The organism is Candidatus Zixiibacteriota bacterium, assembly GCA_034003725.1.
Classification (GTDB): Bacteria; Zixibacteria; MSB-5A5; order GN15; family FEB-12; genus WJMS01.
Genome location: JAVEYB010000001.1, coordinates 163337 through 188796, shown reverse-complemented (window position 1 = coordinate 188796; position 25460 = coordinate 163337). Strand labels below are relative to the sequence as shown.

Sequence of the window (25460 nt, the reverse complement as noted above, 5' to 3'; positions counted from 1 at the left end):
CGATCCATTCAATTCCGAAACACCTCTGCCGAATACAGAGCAGTCCATTGCCGGAAGCCCGGAGCAGGTTCTCGCGTCGATAGCCACGGGACTGGTCCTGGTAACCGGGGTAAAAGGAACTTTAAAAAAAAGGGTTGGCATTGAATCTTTGCTGTGGTATCATCGTAATATCAATATGATATCACTTATACGGAGGCTTGTATGATTAAAGAACGTGAACGGTCCGTGATGTCGGGCTGGGCGCCGCTGGTGTTGCTGGTGATCGGGATACTGGCGATGGTTGCGTTGATGATAATCGCGCCACCGGTTGTCAAAATCGCAGCGGCGGTGGGTATAATCCTGTTTTTCTTTCTGCTGGCGGGTTTGTTTATGGTCAACCCAAACGAGGCGCGGGTGCTGCAATTGTTCGGTAAGTACGTCGGCACCGCGAAAAACGAGGGGTTGCGGTGGGCGAATCCGTTCTACAGCAAGAGGAAGATTTCGCTGCGGGTTCGCAATTTCGAAACCGGCCGCATGAAGGTGAACGATATCGACGGCAACCCGATCGAGATTGCCTCGATCGTCGTCTGGAAAGTCGTCGACACCGCCGAGGCGAGCTTCCAGGTTGACAACTATGAGCAATTCGTCAAGATCCAGTCGGAGTCTGCGGTACGGAATCTCGCCACGCAATACCCCTATGATTCTCATTCCGACGAGATCACGTCCCTCCGCGGCAACACGCTCACCATCTCCGAGCAGCTCAAGGCCGAGATTCAGGACCGGCTTGACCAGGCGGGGGTGGAGGTAATCGAAGCGCGGATCAGTCATCTGGCGTACGCGCCGGAAATCGCCGAGGCGATGCTTCGTCGGCAGCAGGCGGGGGCGATCGTCGCGGCGAGGCAGTTGATCGTTGAGGGTGCGGTTGGCATGGTTGAGATGGCGCTCGATGAACTGCAGAAGAAGCAGATCATAGAATTCGACCATGAGCGAAAAGCCGCCATGGTATCCAACCTGCTGGTCGTATTGTGTGGTGAGTCGGCCACGCAACCGGTGATCAATACCGGGACGATCTACCAGTAATCGTGGCGGAACGGAAGTCTTTTCTCATACGGATCGATCCGAAAGTACTCGAGCAGCTGCAGCGATGGGCCGACGATGAGTTGCGAAGTCTGAACGGGCAAATTGAATTTCTGCTTCGCAAGGCGCTTCGTGATTCGGGACGATCCAAGAGCCCGGCTGAGGGAAGGGGAGGAACCAGGCGAGATTCTTCCTGATTCCTCGGTGACGTTCTCTCGCGGGGCAGCCGGGGCGGTTATTGTTGCCGAATGCCTCTTCCGGCGTTCGCCGCAGCGCGGGTCTCTACTTCTTGGCGTACGCGATGTCTGCGCAGCGGGTGATCAACTTGGCGGTGCGGAACTCATCGGGGGCGATACCGACCAGGTCGATCTTGAATTTCCTGCCGTTGCCGGCGGCTATGTTGCCCACCGCGATATCATGTACGCCGCCAGCAAGGAACAGGCGCATTTCCACTCCATCGAGAGGGATAGAGGCGCTGTTAACGATCTCGCCGGCTAACCGGTAGCCGTCCGAAGACTTCGTTACCGATGCGTCTCTCAGATAGAGGTGTTCGCCAACCGGCTGCAGGCCGCGTTCCTCGAAGTCCACCGTGGTCTTGGCGGAGAAACTCCTGGTATCAGCATCAACCATCAGATAGCTGTAGTAATTGTCCCAGAGCTGGAGGGTCATAACCCTGGCCTGTTCGCTCTGCCGAGAGGCCATCCATCCGAGACCAAACGCCGCGAGCGTAAGCGCCACGTGGAGGGTCTGGCCCAGAGTTACGGTGTTTTTGTACCACGGCCGTTTGATCGGCGCCGACTCGCTCGGCGAATTGTGAATGCCTTTATTTGTGGAATCCATGTTCATTGTACCCCTGTTCGTGCCGGGAGAAGACCGGCTATGTCATTGCCTTTTAGTACTCTATCGGCGGAGCAAGGCGAAAAATAAACACCCAACATTCTCCACTTTTCACCCGGAGAGAGACGAAAAAGCGGCCCGACGCTGCTTGTCAGCGCCGGGCCGCGACTCAGGGATATGGAAAGAGAGGTTACTTCAATAGCATCATCTTGCGGGTCTCGGCGAATTCCGAACTTTGGAGTCGGTAGAAGTAGACACCGCTTGACACCAAACTGCCGGACTGATCCCGTCCGTCCCAGGTCACAATATGACCGCCCGCTTCGACGCGGCCATCAACGAGCGTTGTCACGCGCTGTCCAAGGACATTGAATATGTCGAGCCGCACGTCCTGCGCCACCGGGACGGTGAACGAGATCTGCGTGCTCGGGTTGAACGGGTTCGGGTAGTTCTGGCTCAGTTCGAACTGCTCAGGCAAGCCATGGGCGCTCGACGCAGTCCTGACTATGGTGAAAAACACGTCCCGATTGTCGCCGGTAACGTCGATACCGGTCAAATCGCGCATGTCGGCGACTACAACCGGGCCGTCGGCGCCGATTCCCTCGCGCAATTCGTAGGTATCTTCGCCCATGAGCGAAACGTCCCACGCCAGGCTCGCGGTCACCGCACCGCGAAGCGGGTCGTTTCCATGCGGATTGATCGCAACAACCCAGGAGTCACCGTGGTCATCGAATGAACGAATGTCTCGGTAGTACGGCCGGGACATGTCGTCGCGATACAGGTTTAACCTGACGGCATACTCGGGCGCGGGGGGCGGGGCGATCAGCGAGGACGCGATGTTATCGGCGCCGAGTTCAACTGACGCGCGTGTAACCATTCCGTCGACCGCGCGTACGGCGTGCAGCACGAGCCTGCTTGCCGCCTGGGTGATCGCCGCCGCGGGCTGCGCCGGCGCCGATCCTCCTCCGCAGCTCATCTCCAGTTCTGCGTCGGGGCTGATCTCCACCCAGTAGCCGCTGCCGGCGGCCGTTTGAGTCGCCGGCTGATAGCTCGCGTCAAATCCAAACATCGCCTGCAGGGCGCCCAGCGGCAGTGTCGACGGTGTACTCGCGCAGTTCGGCGCACCAACGAGATGCCACCCGTCGCCAAGTATCATGTCACAATCCGGGACCGGCGTTCCGGACAACACGACATCGATCGCGGTCGGCACTTTGATCCAGTATCCAGTGCAGGGCTGCAACACGGTCGTTTCGACGTACGTGCCGTTGAACTCGAACGCCACTTCGGCAGTGGGGATGATCTGCTGCAGATCGGTTGATTGCGGCACGACCGGCAGCGAGACGAGGTTCCAGCCGGCCGACAGCGACAGCGTTGCCCATGCCTGCGATGCGCAGGCATCGGACTCCCAGTGGACCGTGTAGAAACGCGAGGTCTGAACGTCACAGACCTCATATGTCGTGACCGTACGCATATCGGCAACGACCACCGGCCCGTTCGGGTCGGCGCCTTCGCGAAGTACGTAGTGGTGATCGGGGCTGAACTCGAGCGGGTTCCAGCTCAACGTGGCGCAGCGCGATGTCACGGGTGAACCGGAATTGCCGTGAGGATCCAGTTCAAGCGTCCAGAAGTAGCACTGGTCGCCGACCTCTTGTATATCTCGGTAGAACGGTCCGCCGAGATCCGCGCCGCGCAACTGCAGGCTCGCCGTATATACGGGTGGCAGCGGGCTGGCCGACGTTGTCTGCGCAGCGAGGTTGACGCCGATGATGACCGATCCATTCGTCACCGCGGTGCCATCGGTTTCACCCTGCACGTGCATGGCCGCGGACCAAAGCGAATTCACCGGGATATCGGTGACCGTGATCATCACGTCGGCAGAATCGCCCGCCGACGAAGCATCAATCGCCCGGAACCGGACCGTGTACGAACCGGCCTGCAAATACGACGGGGTAAACGAAAAGCTCGCGGTATTGTTGCCGTTGTCCGTAAACAGCGCGTTTTCCGGCAGGTCGGCCGCAGACAGTGCCAGCGCATCGCCGTCGGGGTCATCGGCCGTGATGGTCAATTCCAGCAACTCGCCTTCAGCCACGAACTGATCGGCAACGGCTGCCATGACCGGGGAGCGATTGACGTTCGCAACCGTGATAGTCACCACTTCGTCATCGCTGTCGATGCCATCGCTGCAGACGAAGGTAATATCGTACGAGCCGGACTGATCGAACGACGGCGTGAAGCTGAAGGCGCCGGTGCCGTCACCGTTATCAACGAATGTCGCGTTTTCCGGGAGCGGGGCGGCCGACAGGGACGGTATCGTGAGGTCGGGGTCGGACGCCGACACGATGAAGGCGAGGTTGTCGTTCTCGTTGACGGCTCGCGGGCCGATGGTCGCCAGCGACGGCGGCTGGTTCGCGGCGCCGACAGTGATCGTAGCCGATTCGTAGGCGACGCTGGCTTCGGTGGACGAGAACCCGGTCACTTTTGCCTGCCAGTGCTCACCGTCGTGCGTCTCAGCGGCGACCACGATATCTTCTCCGCCGGCATACATCGACGCAATCTGTTCGGGGGAGAGCACGTGATTGTACACGCGGGCGTCGTCGATCCGTCCTTTCCACGCGTATTCGCCACGGGTGGCGCCGACCAGCACGCCGGCGTCCGTTACGTCGCGCATGTTCAGCGGGACCGTGGCGGTGTCGACGATGACGCCGTCCAGATAGAGCGTCATCATGCCGCTCACGTAATCGAATGTTACAGCGGCGAAATGCCAGGTGTTCAGGGTCGCCGCCCCCGCTTCGGACTGCACGATTCGCCAGTCACCGTTTTGCCCTGCACCGAGCCGGTCATCGAAACTGCACCGCAGGCCGTGCCCGCCGGTGCTGGCGTTATTGTGGTCCCATCCGGAGAGGATGTGCGTGAATTCGCGGCTGGCGGTCCGGTAGAACCAGGCGGTTTTGGTGTACGACGACAACGTGGGGAAGATGCTGCCGCAATTGAGGAAACTCGAACCGTCGAATTCGAACGCGCCGTTGCCGTCATGACCGCCACCGGCGACCCACACCGGGTTGCCGGAGACAATGGCGTCATGTTGATTGCCCGAGTAGTCCTCGAGAGCGAAGGTCGGCCCGCCTTCGAACGGCATGTACAGCGTCATCAACGGCTGGCCCTCTTTGTACCAGGCCGTCGACGCGGTTGTCGACGCGAGGGTCAAGTCGTACGACGCCTGCAGATCGCCGGTGCCGAGCTGCTGGAGCGCCACATTTGCCACGCCGACTGTCGGCGCAGCGACGGAAACGACGAAACTCTGCTCGCTGGTTCCTTCGCTGTTGGCTGCCGCTATCGTGACCGGAAACGAGCCGGTCGTCGCCGGGACCCAGAAGAGCAGTCCGGTCAGGGGATCAATCGTCATCCCCGCGGGTCCACTGACCAGATTGAAGGTCGGCCGGGGACCGCCGGTCGCGGCGGCATCGTAGAAGTACCGTTTGCCGGCAATGGCCGACGTCTCCGGAGTTGATGTAATAACCGGCGACGTGGCGAGAACGGACAGCGGCGATGACTCGTATGTCGTTCCTTTGGCCGTCGCCGAAAACGGCGTGACCCGGGCCTGCCAGGTGTCTCCAACTGACAGTTGCGCGGGAGCGATCGTATTCGGTCCGCTCGACTGGTATAGCGCGGCCATCTGTTCTTTCGTGAGTGCGCGCGAGTATACTCGAACGTCATCGATACGGCCGACGAGGTTGGTTCCGCCCTGCACGGCACCGACCTGAATCGTCGGATCCGTAACATTGGCTTCGTTGACAGCCACGAACGCCGTGTCCACGGGTTTACCGTTGAGATACAGCGTGAGTGCTCCCGAGTCGTAATCGTAGGTCACGCCTACAAAGTACCACGTGTTCGCGGCTATTTCCCTCGGGCGGTCGCTTTCGGTAATCCGCCAGTTGCCGTTGTGCCCGGCAGAGATGCGACCGTCGAAGGTCACGCGAAGTCCGTGGCCGCCGGTCGCCTGGTCACTTCCGACGATAAACGCGTATCCGCTGGTTGTCGACCGGTTGATCCAGGCGGACGCCGTGTACGACGACGAAGTCGGGAATCCGGTGGCGGCCCGGATATAGCTGGTACTGGAGAGGGTCATGGCACCGAAGCCGTCGCGACCGGAAGTAGCCGACCAGACCGGCGCGCCGACGGGAATGGCCGCGACGCCGTTGCCGGACAAGTCATCGTACGCGGCCGCCGCGCCGCCTTCAAACGGCATGTGAAAGGTCATGATCGGAAGACCGTTGTGGTACCACGCGGTGGCCGATGTTGTCGCGCTGCCGCTGAGTTGATAGGTCGCTGAAACGGTTTCGTCGATGCTGTTCGTTCCGCCCGACGAAGAAACTGACAGATTCGTAATCTCAGGAACCTGAGCCGATCCGGTTTGACTGATGCCAACCACCAGCGTTCCAAGCAGTGCAATGGTCAGCAGGATCGAACGTGAACAATTCCGTTTGGACATACCTCTCCTTCTGGTTTCTCGGTGCATTGCGAAAGTAAAGGCAGGTATGTAGCAAGTAGCGCTCCCACGCGCAACGATCGTCAGAAATTGATAATACGCGCTAACTCGTTGTATTCCTGTTTGATACGGTGCAGGATTGCACGCCCGTGCCCATTGGGCGATTGACCGACAGGTCATTATGCATCGGTATGCACAAACTGTGGCATGTACATGCCGCATACAGGGCTGCCATCCAGCGAAAAGGTGAAAGATGACCGCTCAACCGGCCGGGAATCATTGGGTTCAGAGAACGCCCGCCCCCGTCGATATAATGCCAGTGTATGCCGACTGATGGGGGAAACGACGGCCCGCTTAGTGCCTTCCCGTCCTTCGGACTGATTCAAATCGCGGCTGGAGGAGAAATCGACCATGCTTAATGACACTACGGGACCCAAAGGACTTGGCGGTTGGCTGATACTACCTGCGCTGGGTCTTTTTCTGACGCCGTTTCTGATCGGCTCGCGGCTTTTCAGCGATTTTCTGCCCTTGTTCACCGACGGAACGTGGACGGCCCTGACGAATCCCGGATCGGAGTACTACCTGCCGGGATGGGGAGCCCTCCTGCTGTTCGAAATCATGGGCAACGTCTTTCTGATAGTGCTCGATCTTGTGTTGGTGGGCCTGTTTTTCATGGAGTCGCCGCGATTCCCCATTCTGTTCATTTGCTTTCTCGCTTTTAACGCTCTCTTCACCGTTGTAGACCTCATGTGGGCGCGTGCGATTATCCCGCTTGACGCGCAGATGGGACTCGACGGACTTCATAAAGTGACGCGGGCCCTGGGCGGTGCGGTCGTGTGGATTCCGTACATGGTCAGATCGAGGCGGGTGAAAAACACATTCGCGCACAAACGTCCGGTGTTTGTCTATGGAACGGCCGGCGCGAGTGAGGGCGATCCTTCCGCTAAGCCGCCGGTCCCGCCGACCAGTCTGCCGCAGGTACCGGATACGAACCAGCCCGGGGTACCTGACCAGGATCAGCGGGTAATAGAACAGTACCGAGCGGGGCAGTAGCACCCCACAGCCCTCCGCAGTTGCCATTCGGTTCGGGATCGCCCGGCAGGGCAAGCCCCTGAATTGGCGCCGAATCCGGTTTTGAAGAGCGAGAGGCGTCCGCCTCCGCTCTTTTTCTAACATCTCCTGATTAAATCCATGATCGCCTCTGCGGACATCCTGCGCGTACTGGGCAGGAACAAAAAACAGACCCGACAAACTGAAAAAAAGGAGACGATCATGAAATCAATGACCCGAATCACCAGAACGGCCGCCCTCGTGCTCGGCCTGGCCGCAGTTTCGATGTTGTGCGTCTCGTGCAGCAGCGACGACGACAAAAACCCGGTTAATTCCGGCGGCGCCGCACAGATCAATCCCGCGGTTGCCAATACAGTCGACAGCTATGTAACCAATCACCGTTGGGGCGGCGCCAACGGCCTGTGGCGGTATGCTATCCCGATGGAAGTGACTCCCCACGGTGACGTCTACTATAACGGCAAGTTGATCAACAATCCCACGCTCGGATCGAAAGAGATCGGTTGGAGCATGGCCGATGGCAACGCCACCAACGTCTGGATGGCGTTCGCCGAAGGCAGCGACGCAGACTTCTTCTGGCGCGATTCGGTTCGTGTCGATGAGCGGTGCGCTATGGGGTGGATTCAGAATCCCGGTGAAGGGAAACTCGATTTCCGGGCGCTGGCCCGGTAAAAGCTGCCGAGACAGCTTCCTCAGAACGCGTGGTCGGACAGTCTGCCCGGCCGCGCGTTTTCTTCATATCCATCGGTCTCGCAGCCAGGCGATTCGGTCGGCCGGACCGGTGATCTGTTCGGGCCGAAACGGCTCGGCTTTGTCGAGGGATACCACTCGGCGAATCGTGACCACGTCGGCAATTGAATCGAACGATCGTACCGCATCGTACTGACGGTCAAATGCCCCGGTACGGGTGCGTGAGTCGGACGATGGAGCGATCAGGTATCGGGGCCGGCGTTTCGATCCGAGATTGAAGTTGCGAGTCAGGCTTCTGCACATCGAAAAAACCGGTCTCCTGCAGCGATAGGCGGACTTGTCGGCGCAGCTTCGCTGTCCGCCGAACGGCTACAACGAGCCCGGTCCGAATGCGGCGAAATCCACGACGGGTAGATGCGGTACCATGCGTTTGGTCTGAGCCGGCGGCGTTTTTCCACTGGCGGGTGTGAGGTGTATATCGGCTCAAACAATACGCCTCCTAATCAAACCTGAACCGCCATTTCGGCCGCTCGCTAAGGGGCTGTCGCTGAAGCACGTGCGCCTGGAGTATCGATGCGCTATCCCGCCGCCTGGAGAAGGCTCGCCGGCAGCTTTCCGTCTGCGAGAAAACACCGCCCGAGTGTTAATATGGCCTGTAATGGTCCATTTTGCGGTCGCACTTCAGAAAAAGAAAAAAAGCCTTCCGAATGTCGGCTGTTTATGCTATTCTCCGGCGAATTTTACAGCGAAAAGCCGTGGCGAATGGATTGGAGAATTCAGCCAGTAGGGTGATGCGCATATGACGAAGTCCAAAATAACCGATCTGAGAAAACGACGGGCGAAACTCAGCCAGGGCGGGGGGCCCGACCGCGTAGCCAAGCAGCACGAAATCGGCAAGCTGACGGCGAGGGAACGAATTGACCTGCTGTTCGAGGAAGGGACGTTTCGCGAGTCGCTGCTGTGGATAAAACACCGATGTACTGCATTCGGCATGGCCGACAAGGACTTCCCGGGAGAGGGCGTAGTGACCGGCCACGGAATCTGTGATGGTCGCCCCGTGTATGTGGCCAGTCAGGACTTCACTGTAGCGGGCGGATCGGTCGGTGAAATGACCGGGAGAAAGATTCGTGAGGCGATGGATGCCGCATTGAAGACGGGCGACCCGTTCGTGATGATCAACGACGGCGGGGGCGCGCGTATCCAGGAAGGGGTTGATTCGCTTTCCGGATACGGTCAAATCTTCTACCGCAACGTGCTGCTCTCGGGCGTGGTGCCGCAGATCAGCATTATCGCGGGCCCGTGCGCCGGCGGCGCTGCATATTCGCCCGCGCTCACTGACTTTATCATCCAGGTACGCAGCGTAGGGCAGATGTACATCACCGGTCCGCTGGTAATCAAACAGGTGACCGGCGAGGAGATTACCGCCGAGCAACTCGGCGGCGTCGAAAGTACCGCCCACTATTCGGGCGTCGTGCATTTCGTCGCCGAGGACGACGAAGATGCGATAAATCTGACTCGGCGCATTCTGTCGTTTTTGCCCAGCAACAACACCGAGGATCCCCCGTTCCGGGCGGACCTGCACGAGGAAGAGGTGTTTGCGGATGAGTCGCTCAACAGCGTCGTCCCGGAGGACTCGTCCGAGCCATACGACATGCATGACGTCATCACCCGCATCGTCGACCAGGGAGATTTCCTCGAAGTCCAGGAGCATTTCGCTCCGAACATCATTGTCGGGTTTGGTCGACTGACCGGGTACACGGTTGGCATCGTGGCGAACCAGCCCATGGTCAAGGCCGGGGTGCTTGACATCGACTCCTCCGACAAAGCATCGCGCTTTATCCGCTTCTGCAACGCGTTCAATATTCCGATCCTGACGTTTGTCGATGTACCGGGCTTCATGCCCGGCGTGCAGCAGGAGTACAGCGGCATCATCAGGCACGGCGCCAAGATGCTGTTCGCGTACGCATCGGCAACCGTACCGAAAATCACGACCGTGGTCCGCAAGGCGTACGGTGGTGCGTACCTCGCCATGTGCGCGAAAAGCATGGGAGCGGACACGCTGATCGCGTGGCCGTCGGCGGAAATCGCCGTCATGGGAGCGGAAGGCGCGGTCGGGGTGTTATATCGCAAGGAAATCGCCGACGCTGCCGATGCGGAGCAGGCGCGCAAGGACAAGATTCAGGAATACAAAGACATATTCGCCAACCCGTATGTGGCGGCCGGTCACGGGCTGGTCGACGAAATCGTCGAACCCGCCGAAACCCGTCCCTATGTCGCACAGGCGCTCGAAGTCCTGAAGGCCAAACGGGAACTCCGTCCGCAGAAGAAGCACGGGCTGATTCCGCTGTAGGGAAGACGACCAATGAGCGAGGAATTGAGATTCGGCCTTGAACTGACCGTGATCGGCGTGAGCATCGTCCTGGGCGTCCTGTGGATTATAACCGGCTCGGTGTCATTGATCCGGCTGGTCGATCAGCGCTGGCAGGCAAACGAAAAACGCGCCGAGGAAGAGGCGACCGAGCGGGAACCCACCATCGATAGCACGACCCTGGTGCTGATCGCTGCGGCATGCGCCACCATGATCCAGGGACGGTTCTATATTCGTCGCGTCCGCCGCCTCATGCCGAGCACCGCGCAGACGGGCGTTTGGTCGATGCAGGGGCGCGCCATTTTGCATGGTTCACACGTGATTCCCAAGAAACGGTGACGTTCATAGATAGATGGTATCGCTGAAAACAATTCGGTAAGATGTAGACTCGTCCAGGAGCGCAATCGTGAAACTCAGAATAACGGTTCATGGTGTGGCATACGAAGTCGATGTGGATGTACTGGACGCGGGCGAGGGATTCCCTGCTTCGGCTCCGGTCCCCCGGCCCCGCTCGAAATCCGCGCAGCCTCAGCCATCGGCTGATCCGGCCGCACGACCCGCCGCGCCGGACACCGCGTCGTCGAATCAGGGTGGTGTCGCCTCGCCGATCGCGGGCACCATTGTCGAGATCAAGTGCAAGGTTGGTGATTCGGTCGCAAAGGGACAGGTGCTGCTGATGATCGAAGCGATGAAGATGAAGACGTCAATCGCCGCGCCCGCCGCCGGAAAGGTGAAAAGCATTCCGATAGCCGTGGGTGATTCGGTGCGCGAAAACCAGATGCTGGTGGTATTCGAATAACGGCCCCGCGGCCGTATCGAGAGAATCTATGGAAACCTTCCTCGAATTCCTGCAGGCCGGCGCGATATACAACTTCACGTGGGGCAACCTGAGCATGCTCATCATCGGCTGCTGCTTCATCTACCTTGGTATCTCCAGGAACTATGAGCCGCTCCTGCTGGTCCCGATCGGGTTCGGCATGCTGGTGGGCAATATTCCGCTGCGGTGGGGGGAGCTTCTCAGCATCTACGAAGAAGGCAGCGTGCTGTCGATATTGTACCAGGGCGTCACACAGGGGTGGTATCCGCCGCTGATCTTTCTCGGGATCGGCGCGATGACCGACTTTTCGTGCATGCTCGCCAGTCCGCGGCTGATCCTGCTCGGCGCCGCCGCGCAGGCGGGCATATTCCTGACCATCATCGCGGCCGTGATGCTCGGCTTCTCGGTTACCGATGCGGCGGCAATCGGTATTATCGGCGGGGCGGACGGTCCGACTGCGATTTTCCTGGCGTCGAAACTTGCACCCCATCTGCTCGGGGCGATCGCCGTTTCGGCATACTCGTACATGGCGCTGGTGCCGGTGATCCAGCCGCCGATCATCATGCTGCTGACGACTAAGAAGGAGCGCCTCATCCGCATGCCGCCCGCAAAGCCGGTCAGCAAGCGGCTGCGGATACTTTTTCCGATTATCGCCTTTCTTATCACGGCGTTTGCCGCGCCCGGCGCGCTTAACCTGCTCGGCTTCCTGTTTTTCGGAAACTTGCTGAAGGAATCCGGCGTCACCGAGCGACTTGCCGCCACCGCGCGTACCGCTTTTATCGACATCATCACGATCCTGCTCGGTTTGACCGTCGGGGCTTCGACCGACGCCAGTCGGTTTCTGACGCCCGACTCGATCAAGATTTTCGGGCTTGGCGCGGCGTCGTTTGCCTTAGCGACGGCGTCGGGCGTGCTCTTCGCCAAGCTGATGAATCTGTTTCTGAAGAACAAGATCAACCCTATCATCGGTGCGGCGGGCGTCTCCGCTGTTCCACACTCGGCGCGGGTTTGCCAGGTGATCGGGGCCCGCGAAGATCCTTTCAACTACCTGATCATGCATGCCATGGCGCCCAATGTGGCGGGCGTGATCGGTTCGGCCGTCGCCGCCGGCGTCCTGCTGGCGACGTTTGGTTGAGCGAACTGATAAGACCGTCCTGACAAGACCGGCTCGCGCAGACTGCGAAGGCGCCTGGCCCGACCCACCGGGCCAGGGACGGTAGGTCTTATTTATGGACTAATACGGTATATTTACTTGTCTTTAGCCAGGCGTCCCGTATATTGATGGAGGTTCGCGCGGGCCGCCTGTGGTGTTAACCACAGGCGCCATCGAAGACTCTCATCCACTTTGCCGGGGGGCGACGGCAGACAGCCCACAGATCCACAAACGATGTCGTACTGCGCCGTGCTCGGGACTGACGGGCCGGATTTCTTCCGTGCAGTTCCGTCGAACGGCTGACCTCCGGCGTGTGCGTGCACAACGCCGGACACACCTCTGTACAGGAGTATCAGCTATGATCGTGAGTTGTCTGCGAAAAACGGCGTTCGCACTGCTTCTGGTCGTCGCCGCACTCGATTGGTCGAAAGCGGACGTGCCCAACCGGTTCAGCTATCAGGGACGACTGACGGACGCGACGGGGACGGCGCTGCCAGACGGTTCGAAGGGTGTTCGTTTTGTCATTTACAACGATCCGACCTCCTCGAACCCGGTCAACGTCCTCTGGGACAGCGGCCCCACCAGTGTGACGACGACTGACGGCCTTTTCTCGGTCACGCTCGGCGAAGCCCCTATGCCGTCCTTTCCGTCCGACCTGTTTGCGGATTCTATGACCTGGCTCGGCATCACCGTTGGTGCCGATCCTGAGCTAAGTCCGAGAACACGCGTTGCCGCGGTACCGTACGCCATGCATGCCGGGTCCGCGGAAGAACTGACCGACGATCAGTATGTCAATGATACCGGTGACGTGATAACCGGCGACTTACAGTTTGACGGTCCCGCGCACCTCGCGAACCTCCAGCTGCTGAACCAGGCCGACCACTCCAATATCGCAATGAGGTACCAGGGGAACATAAAGGCCTGGCTGTCCAGTTCGCAGTATGGCTCGATCTTCCTGTATGACATCTCGGATCAGAATACGGCGTTTTTAAGCTCCGGCGCGTCGCTCGGCGGGTCTCTTCAGCTCTACAATCCCACGACACTCGGTGGCGTTATCGCGCTCGGGGGATCACCGTCAGGAGTGAGTTCACTGCGGATGGTAGACACCGCGGGAACCTATACTCACCAGTTTCTGGGGGTTCTGTCTGGAGATGCGTCCACGGTGCTTCCGCCCAACGCTATCAACTCAAACGAACTGGTAAACGAGCCCGGCCTTGCCGCCAATCGGTCCGGCAATATTATCGAGCTTAACAGTTCGACCACCATGCAGGATTTGACAACCGTCACGATCACAACGCCGACGGAAGGGTACATTTTCCTGCAGGCACACTGCTGGGTCGTATCAAGTAACACGACGGCCAACCAGGGCGGCTATATTCAGATAGACGAAACGGCGGGAGGCAGCATCCAGTCGCCGTACTACTCATTCAGTGGGGCCGATGGTTTTTTTAGTACGCAAACCAACTACTATAGTAACTCCAATCAGCGGGTGTATTTCAAGAGCGCGGGCACGTACACCTTCCGTCTCGAGGGGAGGCGCTGGACGAACAATGGTGTGGTGGCGGTCTGGTTTCCCTCGCTTACGGCGATCTTCCTGCCGACGTCGTACGGTTCGGTGACGACACTGGCATCGTCGTCCGGGACGGGCGGGTTTGAGTCAGTCGTACTGCTTGGACCGTCGAATGTGCCGTCGGTCCACAAGGCGCCGAACGCGGACAACCTGTACGAAGTTGACCTTCGTGAATTGGAGCTCCGGGCAGCTCGCGCACGGGCGGAGCTGGAAAGAGCCCGGGCTGAGGCTGATCGTGCAGAGATGGACCTGCGAATGGAGCAGGAACGGCGGATGCGTGACGCGGGTGATAGCGACGACAAGTAAGGGAACCTTCCCCACCGTTTATGGACGCATTTGGTAGATTTTTAACTTGCCGGCAGCATCGGTGATATATATACTGTGTACTGAGAGGAACGACCGACGCACATCGCCGCCGGTCCGGCCTCGACACGGGGCGCGTGTCTTTCAGAGGATATCTCGGATTAATACTCACACCGGCCGCGAACGTACGCACGCCGACTCTGTGCGTATAGGCATGCCGCAGTACACGCACTCGCCGATGTGACTTTCATTCAGACGCAGTTTATTCAACCGGGCATTTTGGTTGGCGTTGATACATGGGAGTCGGAACCATGAAAGAAGCGACAGTCGTTCTTGCGGCAGTGTTTTTGTTTTGTTCGGCGGCCGTCTCCAACGAAGTGCCCAACGTAATTTCGTACCAGGGACGGCTGACCGACGCGGGCGGCAATCCGCTGCCGGACGGTCCGAAAGGGATGCGATTCATAATCTACAACGATTCAACCGCCAGCGCCCCGGCCAACGAGTTGTGGGACAGTGGACCGGTCACGGTAACGACAACCGACGGCCTGTTTTCGGTCCGTCTGGGCGCTCCTCCGATGAACCCGCTGAATCTCGGCATCTTCGGCGACGGTGACTTCATCTCGGACAGTCTTGCTTTTCTCGGCATTACGGTAGGGGCGGACCCGGAGATATCCCCCCGGACCCGCCTGACCACTGTCCCGTATGCATGGCAATCGGTGCTTTCCCTTCAGTCACAGGTCACCGATTTCGTCACCGATGATGGCGTGATCAGTTCCAGTATTCGGGATTCGGCGGTGACGGTCGATAAGCTCGCGCCCAACGCGGCAACCGCGATCGGGGAACTGGCGCCGAGCCCGGGGTATGCATTGACGGTCAGCACCTTGCCGGTTGCTCTTTACGGTGTTACTATCCAGGCGCCCGGTCCCGGTTACCTTCGGGTTACCGCCACCGGTCAATCCTACCTGAATGCGGATGCAACTTCGTCGTCCAGCCTCACAGTAACATACGGACTCGGCCTCTGCGATGCCCCTGGGACTTCCAGTCCAGCCAATTGCGGTACAACGTACGAGAGTGTATTTGCTCAGGACGCGGACAATGCCAGCTCCAATAATCCCACCCATTACTTCGCTCTCTCCAGAACGGTAGATATTCCGAGTGCGGGCTATTATACGTTTTGGCTTAATGGGAATACCAATAACGCCGCGTATGCGTTGGGTATCTGGGGCTATGTCGTCTTCAGCGCCACGTTCGCTCCACGCGAACTCCAGATGAGCGTGCCGCTGAAACTGCAGGAGCACCAGGACGACAAGGTGACCTACGGCATCCCGGAATCGCAAATGAATGAGACAGAATAGACAATGACGATATCAGGACGTTTGTTGAGGGAAATCACAATATGAGAACGCTAGCGCGGCTTCTGATGTATGCGGCGATCACCGCTTTGACGGTCGGCGGCGCATTCGCGAAAGATCGTACGCTTGACGAGCGAACTGTCGAATCGAAACGCAAGCCCGCACCGCCGGCGCAGCAGCAAGCCGCGCCGCAGCCCGGTTCGGTCGAACAACAGTCGGCCGTCGTGTCACCGGAACCCCGCCCGGATTCGCCCGCCGGGACATCGCCGGTCGTTACGGAACAAGTCAAATCGCCGATGGCAGGCGAGCAGATCAACTGGTGGGTGATCGGCGGAGGCGGCGGCTGGGGTTCGTCGGCCAGCTTCCAGATGAACGGTACGATCGGCCAGACAGCGGTCGGCGTCGCATCGTCAGCCAGTTATACGCTCAATCAGGGATACTGGCAGGATTTTGCCGGCGGATCGTCCGGTTGCTGCACCGGAAATACGGGGAACGTAAACGATGACGCGGGCGGGAACGTCGATTTGTCCGACTTGATCTATCTGGTCAACTTCCTTTTCCTGGGTGGTCCGTCCCCAGTCTGTCAGGCATCGGCCAACACCAACGGCGACGCGGGCTGTAACATTGACTTGTCCGATCTGATCTACCTGGTCAATTTCCTGTTCCTCGGCGGGTCCGCTCCGGCGGCATGCCTGCCCGGCTGTTGAAAGTGATCCGTCGCAGAGTCAACGGCATCCCACATACGGGCCACCCGCTGAACAGCGAGTGGCCCGTTGATTTCGGCTTCCGAATTTTTACTCTTTCTTCGCGACCGAGAATCTGTTACCTACCGGCATGCATCGTCGCCACGCACATTACCTCGCATTCGTGACGCGCGCTCTCTCAGTAGGGGCTGTCGCTTTGACAATGTCGCTTTTCGTAGCCTGCGGTTCCGGATCAGACAGCTCGCAGGCGACCGAACATATCCCCGAACGGCAGAACGGCGTCCGGGTCACACTGTCGTGGACGGCGGTCGGCGACGATGGCGAGGTGGGGACCGCTGCTCGATACGAGATCCGCTACGCGTTAGATTCTGCTGTACTCCGCGCCTCCTGGGACAGGGCCGCACCGGTTTCCAATATTCCCACACCGTCGCCCTCGGGTTCGAAAGTATCCGTGACGAGGGTTCTGCCCTTATGGCCGGACACGACCTACTACTTCGGAATCAAGGCTGTCGACGAATCGGGCAACTGGTCATCGTTGTCGAATGTCAGCGTTGTTCACACCCCGGAAGACACCACCGCATCAGGCCGTCGCGACCGGCGTCGACGCTGACTGTTCGCCGCACAGCCGGCGCGGTTGCGCGGCGGCGTGTGCGATTCTTCCGTGATCACTCGCCGCCAGAAAATACTTGACAAGATACTCTACGAAAATTATTTTGTTTCCACATCGTAGAGTGCTAACGCGATTTTTGGATAAAGATGTGTGAAATCGCGCACAAGCGATGGTCTCGGTCGAAGTTGTGGAACGACTTTTCGAGTTGTAAGGGTGTGGGGTCAATCCGGGGACCCGCATTTTATCAGCAGCAGCTTTGACGGCGTCGTCGCAACATGGCGACGCCCAGGAATTGCCGAACGCGGCTGTGCACGTCGTGCGCAATCGCAGTGATATGCCTTCAGATAGACTAACCGCTGTGGAGGTGAATCGGCATCGACGGTCCAGTCATTTATTCACCACGTTTTAAACGCATTTACACGTCTTAACCCGGCCGCATATGTGCGGCGCCGCCGTGCGGATGTGTGCCGACGTACCTCAAACACTTTGCTACTCCGACTGAAGGGAGGTGACTGCGGGTGATCTACTTAATCGATCCGAAGGATGTGACCAGCCAGGTCTGCATTCTTTATTGCAGCAAGAAGTGCAAGGGTGTCGTGTATCCTTTGTACGGGGTTCCGATTTAGGCGATACCCCGCGTTAGGTGATCGGCATTGCTTATGGAATGTCGTTATCACCGTATCGCACGAACAGTCAGTGCAGAGTGAAACCTGAACCCACTGAAAGGAGGTGAAACAAGAGTGATTTATCTCATCGATCCAAGCGATGTGACGACGCAGGTCTGCAGAATTTATTGCAAGACCAGGTGCAAAGGTGTCGTGTACCCGCTGTATGGCGTACCACCGATTCCGATTTAATGCACGCTGCACAGCCTTGCGAGGCTGTATGCCCGATTCGGACACCGTCGGTCTGAACCGTGGTTGAGACACACGATTCAAGGGCAACTGCACCGCAATCACTCGCGCAGCTGGGCGCGATCGGTGCCTGCAAATTATCCGATTTGCGGAGGGTTGTATTCGGTTCGGCCGCACGCCGTGCCGATCGGGAGAAACGACGGTGCGGGAAGGGGCGACCTTTCCCGCACCTGGTCAACGACGTGAATAGGGACGAAAGCTGATTGGTTGAAACTCATGTTTAAGGTATCGCGGTATAATCACTTTCAGTCCGGGCCAAACGGGTACCACATAGCGTACAACGCATGCAGCGGTGCGGTGGCACTCATGACCGATGAAAACTACGCTGCCTACTGCGCGCTCGCCGCGAAACTGGGCAACGGCGAGTCGCCATCCTTTACCGAGGCCGAGCAGCAGTTGCTGCAGCAGCTGATTTACGGCCGGTTTTTATACGACGACGCGCGCGACGAACTCCGTTCCTACAAATTCCTCCACCGCCGGACGCGGTTTGAAACCAGCACGCTCGGCCTCGTCATCGCCCCCACGATGGCCTGTAACATGGCGTGCCGGTACTGTTTCGAGGGCAACAAGCGAGGCCGGATGTCGACCGAGGTGATCGACAGCCTGATTGCCTTCGTGAACCGTCAGGCTGCGCAGCTCAAGCATCTCGACGTCTGCTGGTATGGCGGCGAACCCTTGCTGGCCATGGATATTATCGAGCGGCTGACCGCCGCGTTCCTTGAGGTCGGCACGTCACACGGCATTCCGTACGACGCATCGATGATCAGCAACGGCTATCTGCTTACGCGCGAGACTGTCGATCGACTCACCGAGCTGCACGTTCGGCAGGTGCAGGTCACGCTCGACGGACCGTCGCATATCCACAACCGCAAGCGGCCGCTGAAGAACGGCAAGGAAAGCTTCGATCGGATAATCGAGAATATCACGTATGCCAGCGGGCTGATGTCGATCAGCGTCCGCGTTAATGTCGACCGCACGTTCACCGCCGATATGGTGCAGCAGTTGCTCGACGAGCTTGCGCGAGCCGGGCTGCAAGAGCGGGTGGCGGTCAATTTCGGCAAGATCGAGTCAGCCACCACGGCATGCGCCAATATCGCAGACCAGTGCTACGAGAACCGGGATTTCGCCGCGATAGAGGCGGCGTTTTACCGAATTCTGCTCGATAACGGATTTCGGATCGAGTCGCTGCCGTCGCCGTCAGCGACCGTCTGCATGTCGCAGCAGGTCAACTCGTTTCTGATCGACCACGAGGGCTACCTGTACCGATGCTTCAATTATGTCGGCGACCTGTCCAGGGCGACCGGGAACATCAAAGAGCCTATCGACTTCCATCATGAAAATTTCCAGCGCCTCTTCGCCTTCGATCCATTCGAGGACGAGAAGTGCCGCGACTGCACGATACTGCCCATCTGCATGGGCGGATGTCCCGCCCGCCGCGCCGAAGGCGTCGCCTCCGGCGACCAGCTGTGCGACAGCTGGAAGCACAACCTTCAACCGATGCTCGAAATAATCGCACGCGAACGACAGCAGCGGATGCAAGCCGCTGTGGAGGAGAAGTCATGAGCGAGTTTCAGTTTTATCCGCAAGCCGTCGTCTGGGAGATCACGTTTGCCTGTAATATGCGTTGCCTCCACTGCGGCACGGCCGCCGGGAAGAAACGTCCCGACGAACTGACGACCGACGAAGCCCTGGCCCTGATCGACGAGTTATGCGCGCTCGGGGCGGTGGACATCACCCTCTCCGGCGGCGAACCGCTGCTTCGCACTGATTGGCCCCTGCTGGCTAAACGAATCAACGACAACGGCGCGAAACCGTACCTGATCACCAACGGTATGGCGGTCACGCCGGAGATTGTCGATACCTTCGTCGATGTCGGCCTTCGCAATGTCGGCGTCAGTTTCGACGGCGTCAAAAAGACCCACAACTTCATCCGGCAGCGCGAGGACAGTTACGACCGGGTGATCAACGCGTTCCATCTGATGGCCGCCAACCCCCGGTTGAAAAAATTCTGCGCCCTGAGCCAGATCTCCAACATCAACCTCGACGAGATGGAGACGATCCGCGATATCCTTATCGACAGCGGTGTGCCGCAGTGGCGCATCCAGATGACCACGGCCACCGGCCGCATGAGGGAACACGGCAATCTCGTCATGTCGATCGAGAACTTCCCGCGTTTCGTTGACAAGATCCTCGAACTGAAACAGGACAAGCGGCTGGATATCGATGTCGGCGAGAATATCGGTTACTACGGCTGTAAGGGAACGATGTTGACTGACGGCCACCCGTACTGGGGATGTTTTGCCGGAACGCGGGGACTCGGGATCGAGTCCAACGGCGATATCAAGGGATGCCTGTCGATGCCCGAGCAGTTCGTCGAGGGCAATATCCGCACGCGTTCCCTTACCGAGATCTGGAACGACCCCGACGCCTTCGCGTACAACCGCAAATTCAAGCGAGAGTCCGCCGGCGGTTTCTGCAAGCAGTGCAAGTATCTGCCGATGTGCCGGGCCGGCTGTGCGACGACGGCAGTTTCCGCATCCGGGTCGCGGGGCGACAACCCTTACTGTATATACCGGATTGAGCACGGGCAGGGGCTGCATTGCCAGGACAATGAGCTGATTACCAACCTGCTGACCGCGGTTTATCGGCAGATCGGCGAGGAGATGCCGGCTCAGTGAGATACGGCCATCGGCCGCTGATGTCGAGTGTTTTTGATGTGCGCCGGGCGTTGCTATCGACGCCCGGCGTGCGTATTATACGGCGCTGAAATCTAGCGAGGGAGTGACCGACTACCGGTTACGACTATGACGGCGAAAAAGAGCAAAGTCCAAAGGCTGTGGTGTTACCTCCGCCCCTACTGGGGTCTGGAGTTGCTGACGCTGTTCGTGATGACGATCATCGCGGCGCTCGCGCTCGTCCTTCCCGGCGCCGTCCGGTATCTTATCGATGATCTGATTCCGACGCTGCTTGCCGGAGACTCCGCCAGCCCCGATATCACACCGATCGTCATGTTCGGGCTGTTTCTGGTCGGTGTCTATCTGGCCAATGTATTGTTCTCCTGGGTCCGTGATTATCTCGCCGGTTATATCGGCGCGCACATCATCGCGGACATGCGAACCGCACTCTTCGCACACCTTCAGTCGCTCTCGCTGCAGTTCCATCAGAACAATCAGGTGGGGGAGATCATGTCGCGGATTCTCTCCGACGTCAGCCGCGTGCAGAGCCTGCTGACCTCGACGCTTCTGATGTTCTTCACCAACATTCTGCTGCTGGTGGCGATTCTGATCTACCTGCTGAACGTCAACTGGTACCTGACGGTTATTGCGATCATTCCCGTGCCGCTGACGGTGGTGATTACCTCGTTTTACGGCCGCCGCCTGAACAGGATCAGCCGGTGGTTGCAGGAAGCCATCGCTTCGCTGTCCGGGCGAATACAGGAGTCTTTTACCGGCATAAAGACGGTCAAGGCGTTCGGACAGGAAAACCGCGAGGGCGGCCGCCTCCGCACGATCGTCGACCGTATCACCCGGCTCTACGTCCAGATATCCGTCAATACCTCGCTCTCCGTCAATGTCGTGCAGTTCATTTCCATGCTGGGACCGATTGTCGTACTCGCCTGGGGAACGTATTTGATCGCACAGGGACAAATGCAGCTCGGCGCTCTGATCGCCTTCTATATGCTGTTGACCTATTTGTACAGTCCGGTCGAAGGGCTGGCATCGCTGCATATCGAGGTCAAGTCCGCGATGGCGTCGGTCGACCGCATCTTCGAGTACCTCGATATCCCCGCGACCGTTGTCGAGCCGCCGAACCCGGTCGTGCTGTCGCAGCCTCGAGGCGAGGTCGAGTTGCGACATGTGCGTTTCGCCTACGAGGGCAGTAACGGCTTTCGACTCGAAGGGATCAATCTGCGAGTGGCGGCGCGGGAGAAGGTTGCCATCGTCGGACCGTCGGGCTCCGGAAAAACTACAATCATCAATCTCATTATGCGGTTTTTCGATCCGGACGACGGGACGGTCACGCTTGACGGCGTCGACCTTCGCAACCTCTCGCTCACCAGTCTTCGCAGCGCCATATCCATCGTTGATCAGGAACCGCTGCTCTTTCGCGCCACAATCCATGACAACATAGCGTTCGGTGTGCCGACAGCGACCGAGGCCGACGTACATGCCGCGGCGCGGATCGCCAACATCGGCGGGTTCATCGACAGCTTGCCCGATAAATACCAACATATTGTCGGCGAGCGTGGCGTAACAATCTCCGGAGGCGAAAAACAACGACTGTGTCTGGCCCGCGTCATACTCAAAAACCCGGCCGTGGTGATACTCGATGAAGCTACCTCGGCGCTGGATGCCAACTCGGAGTACCTGATTCAACAGGCCCTCGAACAAGTCCTGGTTGACAAAACTGCAATTATCATTGCCCATCGCCTCTCTACGATCAAGCACGTCGACCGAATCGTAGCGCTCGATCGCGGACGAATTGTCGATGAGGGTCGTCACGACGTGTTGATGGAGCGTTCCGCCCTGTACCGCGAACTGGTCGCGCACCAGCTTAAGAACTGAGGTAGATTACCTCCGCGATCTCCCCGCCAATTCGGTTGCATAACATGGACAGGACGGTATATTACTTTCGACTTCACTTGGCTTACAACAGAGCCATACAGCGGCCAACGAGCGTCGGGCCGCCGAAAGAGATTCTCGTCATAAACGGGGTGAATCATGTCACGCGCATTTATCCGCAGCAAACTTGCGGTGTCGTGTGCCTGTCTCTGCGCCATCTTCTTTGCCGTATCCGCGAGCGCTGTCTCGGAGCCGCTCTGTGGCGACATCAACGGTGACGGCACCGCCACTGACCTCAGCGATATCATCCATCTGGTCAACTTCCTCTTCCTTGGCGGCAGCGGGCCGAATTGTCCCTACACAGCCGACTGCAACGCCGATGGGCTGCTTGACATGTCCGATCTTATCAGGCTTGTTAATCTCGCGTTTCTGGGCGGACCGGCGCCCGATTGCCCGGGTATCATCCGCGAGTCGACTGACGGTAAGTGCTTGCAGACTGACAAGGTTCCGGGCGTTGCCGGTTCGATGTCCACGCTGTCAGTCACGCAGGGCGAATGCATCGCTTTTCCGGAACTTGGTGAAGAAGACTCGACCGAGTACATGTATGCCGAGATCGTCGGCGATGATCTTCACGTGCACCACTTCAACGCCTACTACAACTGCTGTATGATGTACGCGGTCACCGCACAGATCGAGAACATCCCCGGCGGTTACTACGTCACCGTGCAGGAAGCAGACACGACGAACAATCCCTGCTACTGCATGTGTTATTTCAACCTGGAAGCGGTCATCTACCTGATAGAGATCCAGGAGCCGACCATGTATATCGTCGAACTTGTTCACGGCGACGGCCATACGGTTGGCATCGATACGGTGTGGATCGGTCAGGAAGAGTCAATGCATGTAGACGTCGTCGGTAACGATCTCTACATCCACCACATGGGTGCATGGATGAACTGCTGCCCTGGATTTTTCACGACATTCGAGTTCGATGAAAACGTAATCCGTGCCTTTGAAGGCGACTCGCTCGGCATGTGTGATTGCTATTGCCTCTACAACCTGCGCTCGATCCTCTATGACGTCTATCCCGGAACCTGGATTGTGGAGTTATACGGGGTCTGGCCCGAAGGGCAACTGGTGGGAATCGATACCGCTATCGTGGCACCCGGACGATAACGGACGGAGAGGTCGACTATACGCCTGATGGAGGATGCGCCGGCAGTATCGGAACCGCGCGACCCTGTGCGGCGATTGCACAGATTTGGCAGCGGGTAGTTCTATTCCTACCCGCACGCAGGATGTAATCGCGTGTGGGACAAGGGAGTACGGTGTCGAGGCGCTCAATCCCGGTTCCCCCGAGTCACGGCCACATTAACGCTCCGCCATAACCTCCCGATACCAATGCAAACGCCCGATCATCGACAAAAGAACCCATTGGGAGGTACACAGAATGACAGACAAGACACGAAGCGTGGTGGCTGTTGCGCTTGGAGCGATCCTGTGCGTGCTGCTTGCAGGCACATCGACCCTCGCCGACAACACAAAGTCGTTTGAATATAACCTGTACGGTTATTTCAAACTGGATGGCGCCTACGACCAGAATTTGACCAGCCACGGCAATTTCGCCATGTGGGTTAAACCGCAATCCTATGAGGACGACGACGATCAGTTCAACATGACCGCCAACCAGTCGCGGTTCGGACTGAACCTTGCGGGCAAGGGATACGAAGACGTCAAGATCAACGGCAAAGTTGAATTTGACCTGTATGCGGGAGTCACCGGCGCGACCATCGCTGAGAACAAACCGATGTTGCAGCTGAGGCACGCGTACTTCACGGTGCAGAAAGGCGGCACGAAGCTGCTGGCCGGACAGAGCACCGATCTGATCTCGCCGCTGAATCCATCCACCCTCAACTACTCGGTTCTCTGGGGTGTGGGTAATATCGGCTACCGTCGCGCCCAGGTCAGTCTGTGGCAGACCTTCAAGGCCGGGGAGACCAATGTCACCATGGCAGGAGGCGCCTTCCGGACGATCGGCAACGACCTGACTCCAACTTTCACGCTCGCTCTTGGCGAAACCGCTGACGGCGCCGACGACGGCACCGACGCCGGTATCCCCTCGGTGCAGGGTCTGCTTGATGTCAAACACTCGTTTGCATCGGGCGCCGCGCTGCAGCTGGGCGTGTCCGGTCTCTGGGGCAAGCTGAAAGCCGAAACCAACCTGGGCAACTACGAAGACTACGAGAGCTGGATTGCCTCGGGTCACCTGCAGATCGACTTCTCCAAGGCCTTCGGTGTCAGCGGCGAAGTCTACTCCGGCTCCAACGGCGGTAGCTACTTCGCCGGCATCGCCAACAACAGCAAAGTTGACGGCGTCGCGTCGTTTGGCGCCTGGGGTTCGGTCTGGGCGCAGGTCTCTCCGAGAGTGAAGTTCAGCGCCGGTTACGGCATGGATGATCCGGAAGACGAAGATCTCAATACCGGCGACCGCGTCTACAACCAGTGCGTGTACGGTAACATCACCTACAAGCTGGTTGATCCCGTTGCGGTCGGCTTCGAACTGAGCCAGTGGCAGACGGACTATCTCGACGGCGAGCAGGCCAAGACCATGCGCGCGCAGACGTCCTTCCAGTTGAACTTCTAAGTTTCGCACGTCGGCAGAACCGACGCCAAACCCGGTCGCCACTCCGCGACCGGGTTTTCTATTACGTGAAGGTTTTAGGCGGCAGGACGAGTCGCTTACGTTTGCGAATGGGCTAGCTTTCTGCTGAAAGAATGCACAACTTGATCGCTCCTTCCGCCGATCGTGGCGCGTTTATAATCCGTTGTTTCTCAAAGCGTTGACCTTCGGGCACTCCGGCCGAGCCGGGCCATCGGCCACCACCCCAGTGAAGGGTCAAGAAAATGGGCCGATAACTCTAAGAAGCACCGATGTAAACAATTCCAGGCGCCCATCGGGCGCCAACGGTCTTG

Annotated in this window: 20 protein-coding genes; 17 read left to right on the top strand and 3 right to left on the bottom strand. The window is 58.7% G+C overall.

The genetic code is table 11. The features are described from left to right. The first annotated feature begins 204 nt into the window (after positions 1-204). Both RBT76_00815 and RBT76_00810 read left to right on the top strand, forming a co-directional pair. Entirely contained in the window at positions 205-1059 is an 855-nt protein-coding gene (locus tag RBT76_00815; protein MDX9856313.1) for an SPFH domain-containing protein, read from the top strand. A gap of 2 nt (positions 1060-1061) precedes the next feature. Then, a complete protein-coding gene (locus tag RBT76_00810; protein MDX9856312.1) occupies positions 1062-1253 on the top strand; it encodes a hypothetical protein in 192 nt (63 codons plus the stop codon). A gap of 85 nt (positions 1254-1338) precedes the next feature. Here the strand turns inward: RBT76_00810 and RBT76_00805 are convergent, their stop codons facing one another. Further along, entirely contained in the window at positions 1339-1896 is a 558-nt protein-coding gene (locus RBT76_00805; GenBank protein MDX9856311.1) for a hypothetical protein, read from the bottom strand. A 187-nt stretch (positions 1897-2083) separates the two neighbouring features. Beyond that, complete coding sequence (locus RBT76_00800) at positions 2084-6379, bottom strand: LamG-like jellyroll fold domain-containing protein (GenBank protein MDX9856310.1); 4296 nt, start codon at positions 6377-6379, stop codon at positions 2084-2086. Positions 6380-6787: 408 nt separating this feature from the next. On the opposite strand from RBT76_00800, the gene RBT76_00795 reads away from it, so the two are divergent. After that, a complete protein-coding gene (locus tag RBT76_00795) occupies positions 6788-7429 on the top strand; it encodes a DUF2569 domain-containing protein (GenBank protein ID MDX9856309.1) in 642 nt (213 codons plus the stop codon). Positions 7430-7648: 219 nt separating this feature from the next. Continuing rightward, complete coding sequence (locus RBT76_00790) at positions 7649-8116, top strand: hypothetical protein (protein ID MDX9856308.1); 468 nt, start codon at positions 7649-7651, stop codon at positions 8114-8116. Positions 8117-8179: 63 nt separating this feature from the next. Here RBT76_00790 and RBT76_00785 read toward each other — a convergent pair whose 3' ends face one another. Further along, positions 8180-8437, bottom strand: a complete 258-nt coding sequence (locus tag RBT76_00785; GenBank protein MDX9856307.1) for a hypothetical protein — start codon at positions 8435-8437, stop codon at positions 8180-8182. A 496-nt stretch (positions 8438-8933) separates the two neighbouring features. On the opposite strand from RBT76_00785, the gene RBT76_00780 reads away from it, so the two are divergent. The 13 genes from RBT76_00780 (at position 8934) to RBT76_00720 (ending at position 25131) form a co-directional block, all read left to right on the top strand. Then, positions 8934-10484: an acyl-CoA carboxylase subunit beta gene (locus RBT76_00780; GenBank protein ID MDX9856306.1), complete on the top strand. Its 1551-nt coding sequence runs from the start codon at positions 8934-8936 to the stop codon at positions 10482-10484. Positions 10485-10496: 12 nt separating this feature from the next. Next, positions 10497-10841: an OadG family protein gene (locus tag RBT76_00775; protein MDX9856305.1), complete on the top strand. Its 345-nt coding sequence runs from the start codon at positions 10497-10499 to the stop codon at positions 10839-10841. A 67-nt stretch (positions 10842-10908) separates the two neighbouring features. Further along, positions 10909-11301 (top strand): biotin/lipoyl-containing protein, encoded by a 393-nt coding sequence (locus RBT76_00770; protein MDX9856304.1) that lies wholly within the window; start codon positions 10909-10911, stop codon positions 11299-11301. Between the two features lie 28 nt (positions 11302-11329). Continuing rightward, positions 11330-12454: a sodium ion-translocating decarboxylase subunit beta gene (locus tag RBT76_00765; GenBank protein ID MDX9856303.1), complete on the top strand. Its 1125-nt coding sequence runs from the start codon at positions 11330-11332 to the stop codon at positions 12452-12454. A gap of 376 nt (positions 12455-12830) precedes the next feature. After that, a complete protein-coding gene (locus RBT76_00760; GenBank protein ID MDX9856302.1) occupies positions 12831-14348 on the top strand; it encodes a hypothetical protein in 1518 nt (505 codons plus the stop codon). Positions 14349-14656: 308 nt separating this feature from the next. Further along, positions 14657-15700 (top strand): hypothetical protein, encoded by a 1044-nt coding sequence (locus RBT76_00755; GenBank protein ID MDX9856301.1) that lies wholly within the window; start codon positions 14657-14659, stop codon positions 15698-15700. Positions 15701-15741: 41 nt separating this feature from the next. Continuing rightward, positions 15742-16404, top strand: a complete 663-nt coding sequence (locus tag RBT76_00750; protein MDX9856300.1) for a hypothetical protein — start codon at positions 15742-15744, stop codon at positions 16402-16404. Between the two features lie 199 nt (positions 16405-16603). After that, entirely contained in the window at positions 16604-17011 is a 408-nt protein-coding gene (locus RBT76_00745; GenBank protein MDX9856299.1) for a hypothetical protein, read from the top strand. Positions 17012-18231: 1220 nt separating this feature from the next. Beyond that, positions 18232-19488: a radical SAM protein gene (locus RBT76_00740; GenBank protein MDX9856298.1), complete on the top strand. Its 1257-nt coding sequence runs from the start codon at positions 18232-18234 to the stop codon at positions 19486-19488. After that, positions 19485-20603 carry a radical SAM protein gene (locus RBT76_00735; GenBank protein ID MDX9856297.1) on the top strand — a complete coding sequence of 373 codons (1119 nt, stop codon included), beginning with the start codon at positions 19485-19487 and terminating at the stop codon, positions 20601-20603. Before RBT76_00740 ends, RBT76_00735 begins: the two co-directional genes overlap by 4 nt. Positions 20604-20729: 126 nt before the next feature. Next, on the top strand, positions 20730-22490 hold the full coding sequence (locus tag RBT76_00730; protein MDX9856296.1) for an ABC transporter ATP-binding protein: 1761 nt from the start codon (positions 20730-20732) through the stop codon (positions 22488-22490). Between the two features lie 156 nt (positions 22491-22646). Next, entirely contained in the window at positions 22647-23663 is a 1017-nt protein-coding gene (locus RBT76_00725; protein MDX9856295.1) for a hypothetical protein, read from the top strand. A 274-nt stretch (positions 23664-23937) separates the two neighbouring features. Continuing rightward, positions 23938-25131, top strand: a complete 1194-nt coding sequence (locus tag RBT76_00720) for a hypothetical protein (protein MDX9856294.1) — start codon at positions 23938-23940, stop codon at positions 25129-25131. Positions 25132-25460 lie beyond the last annotated feature (329 nt).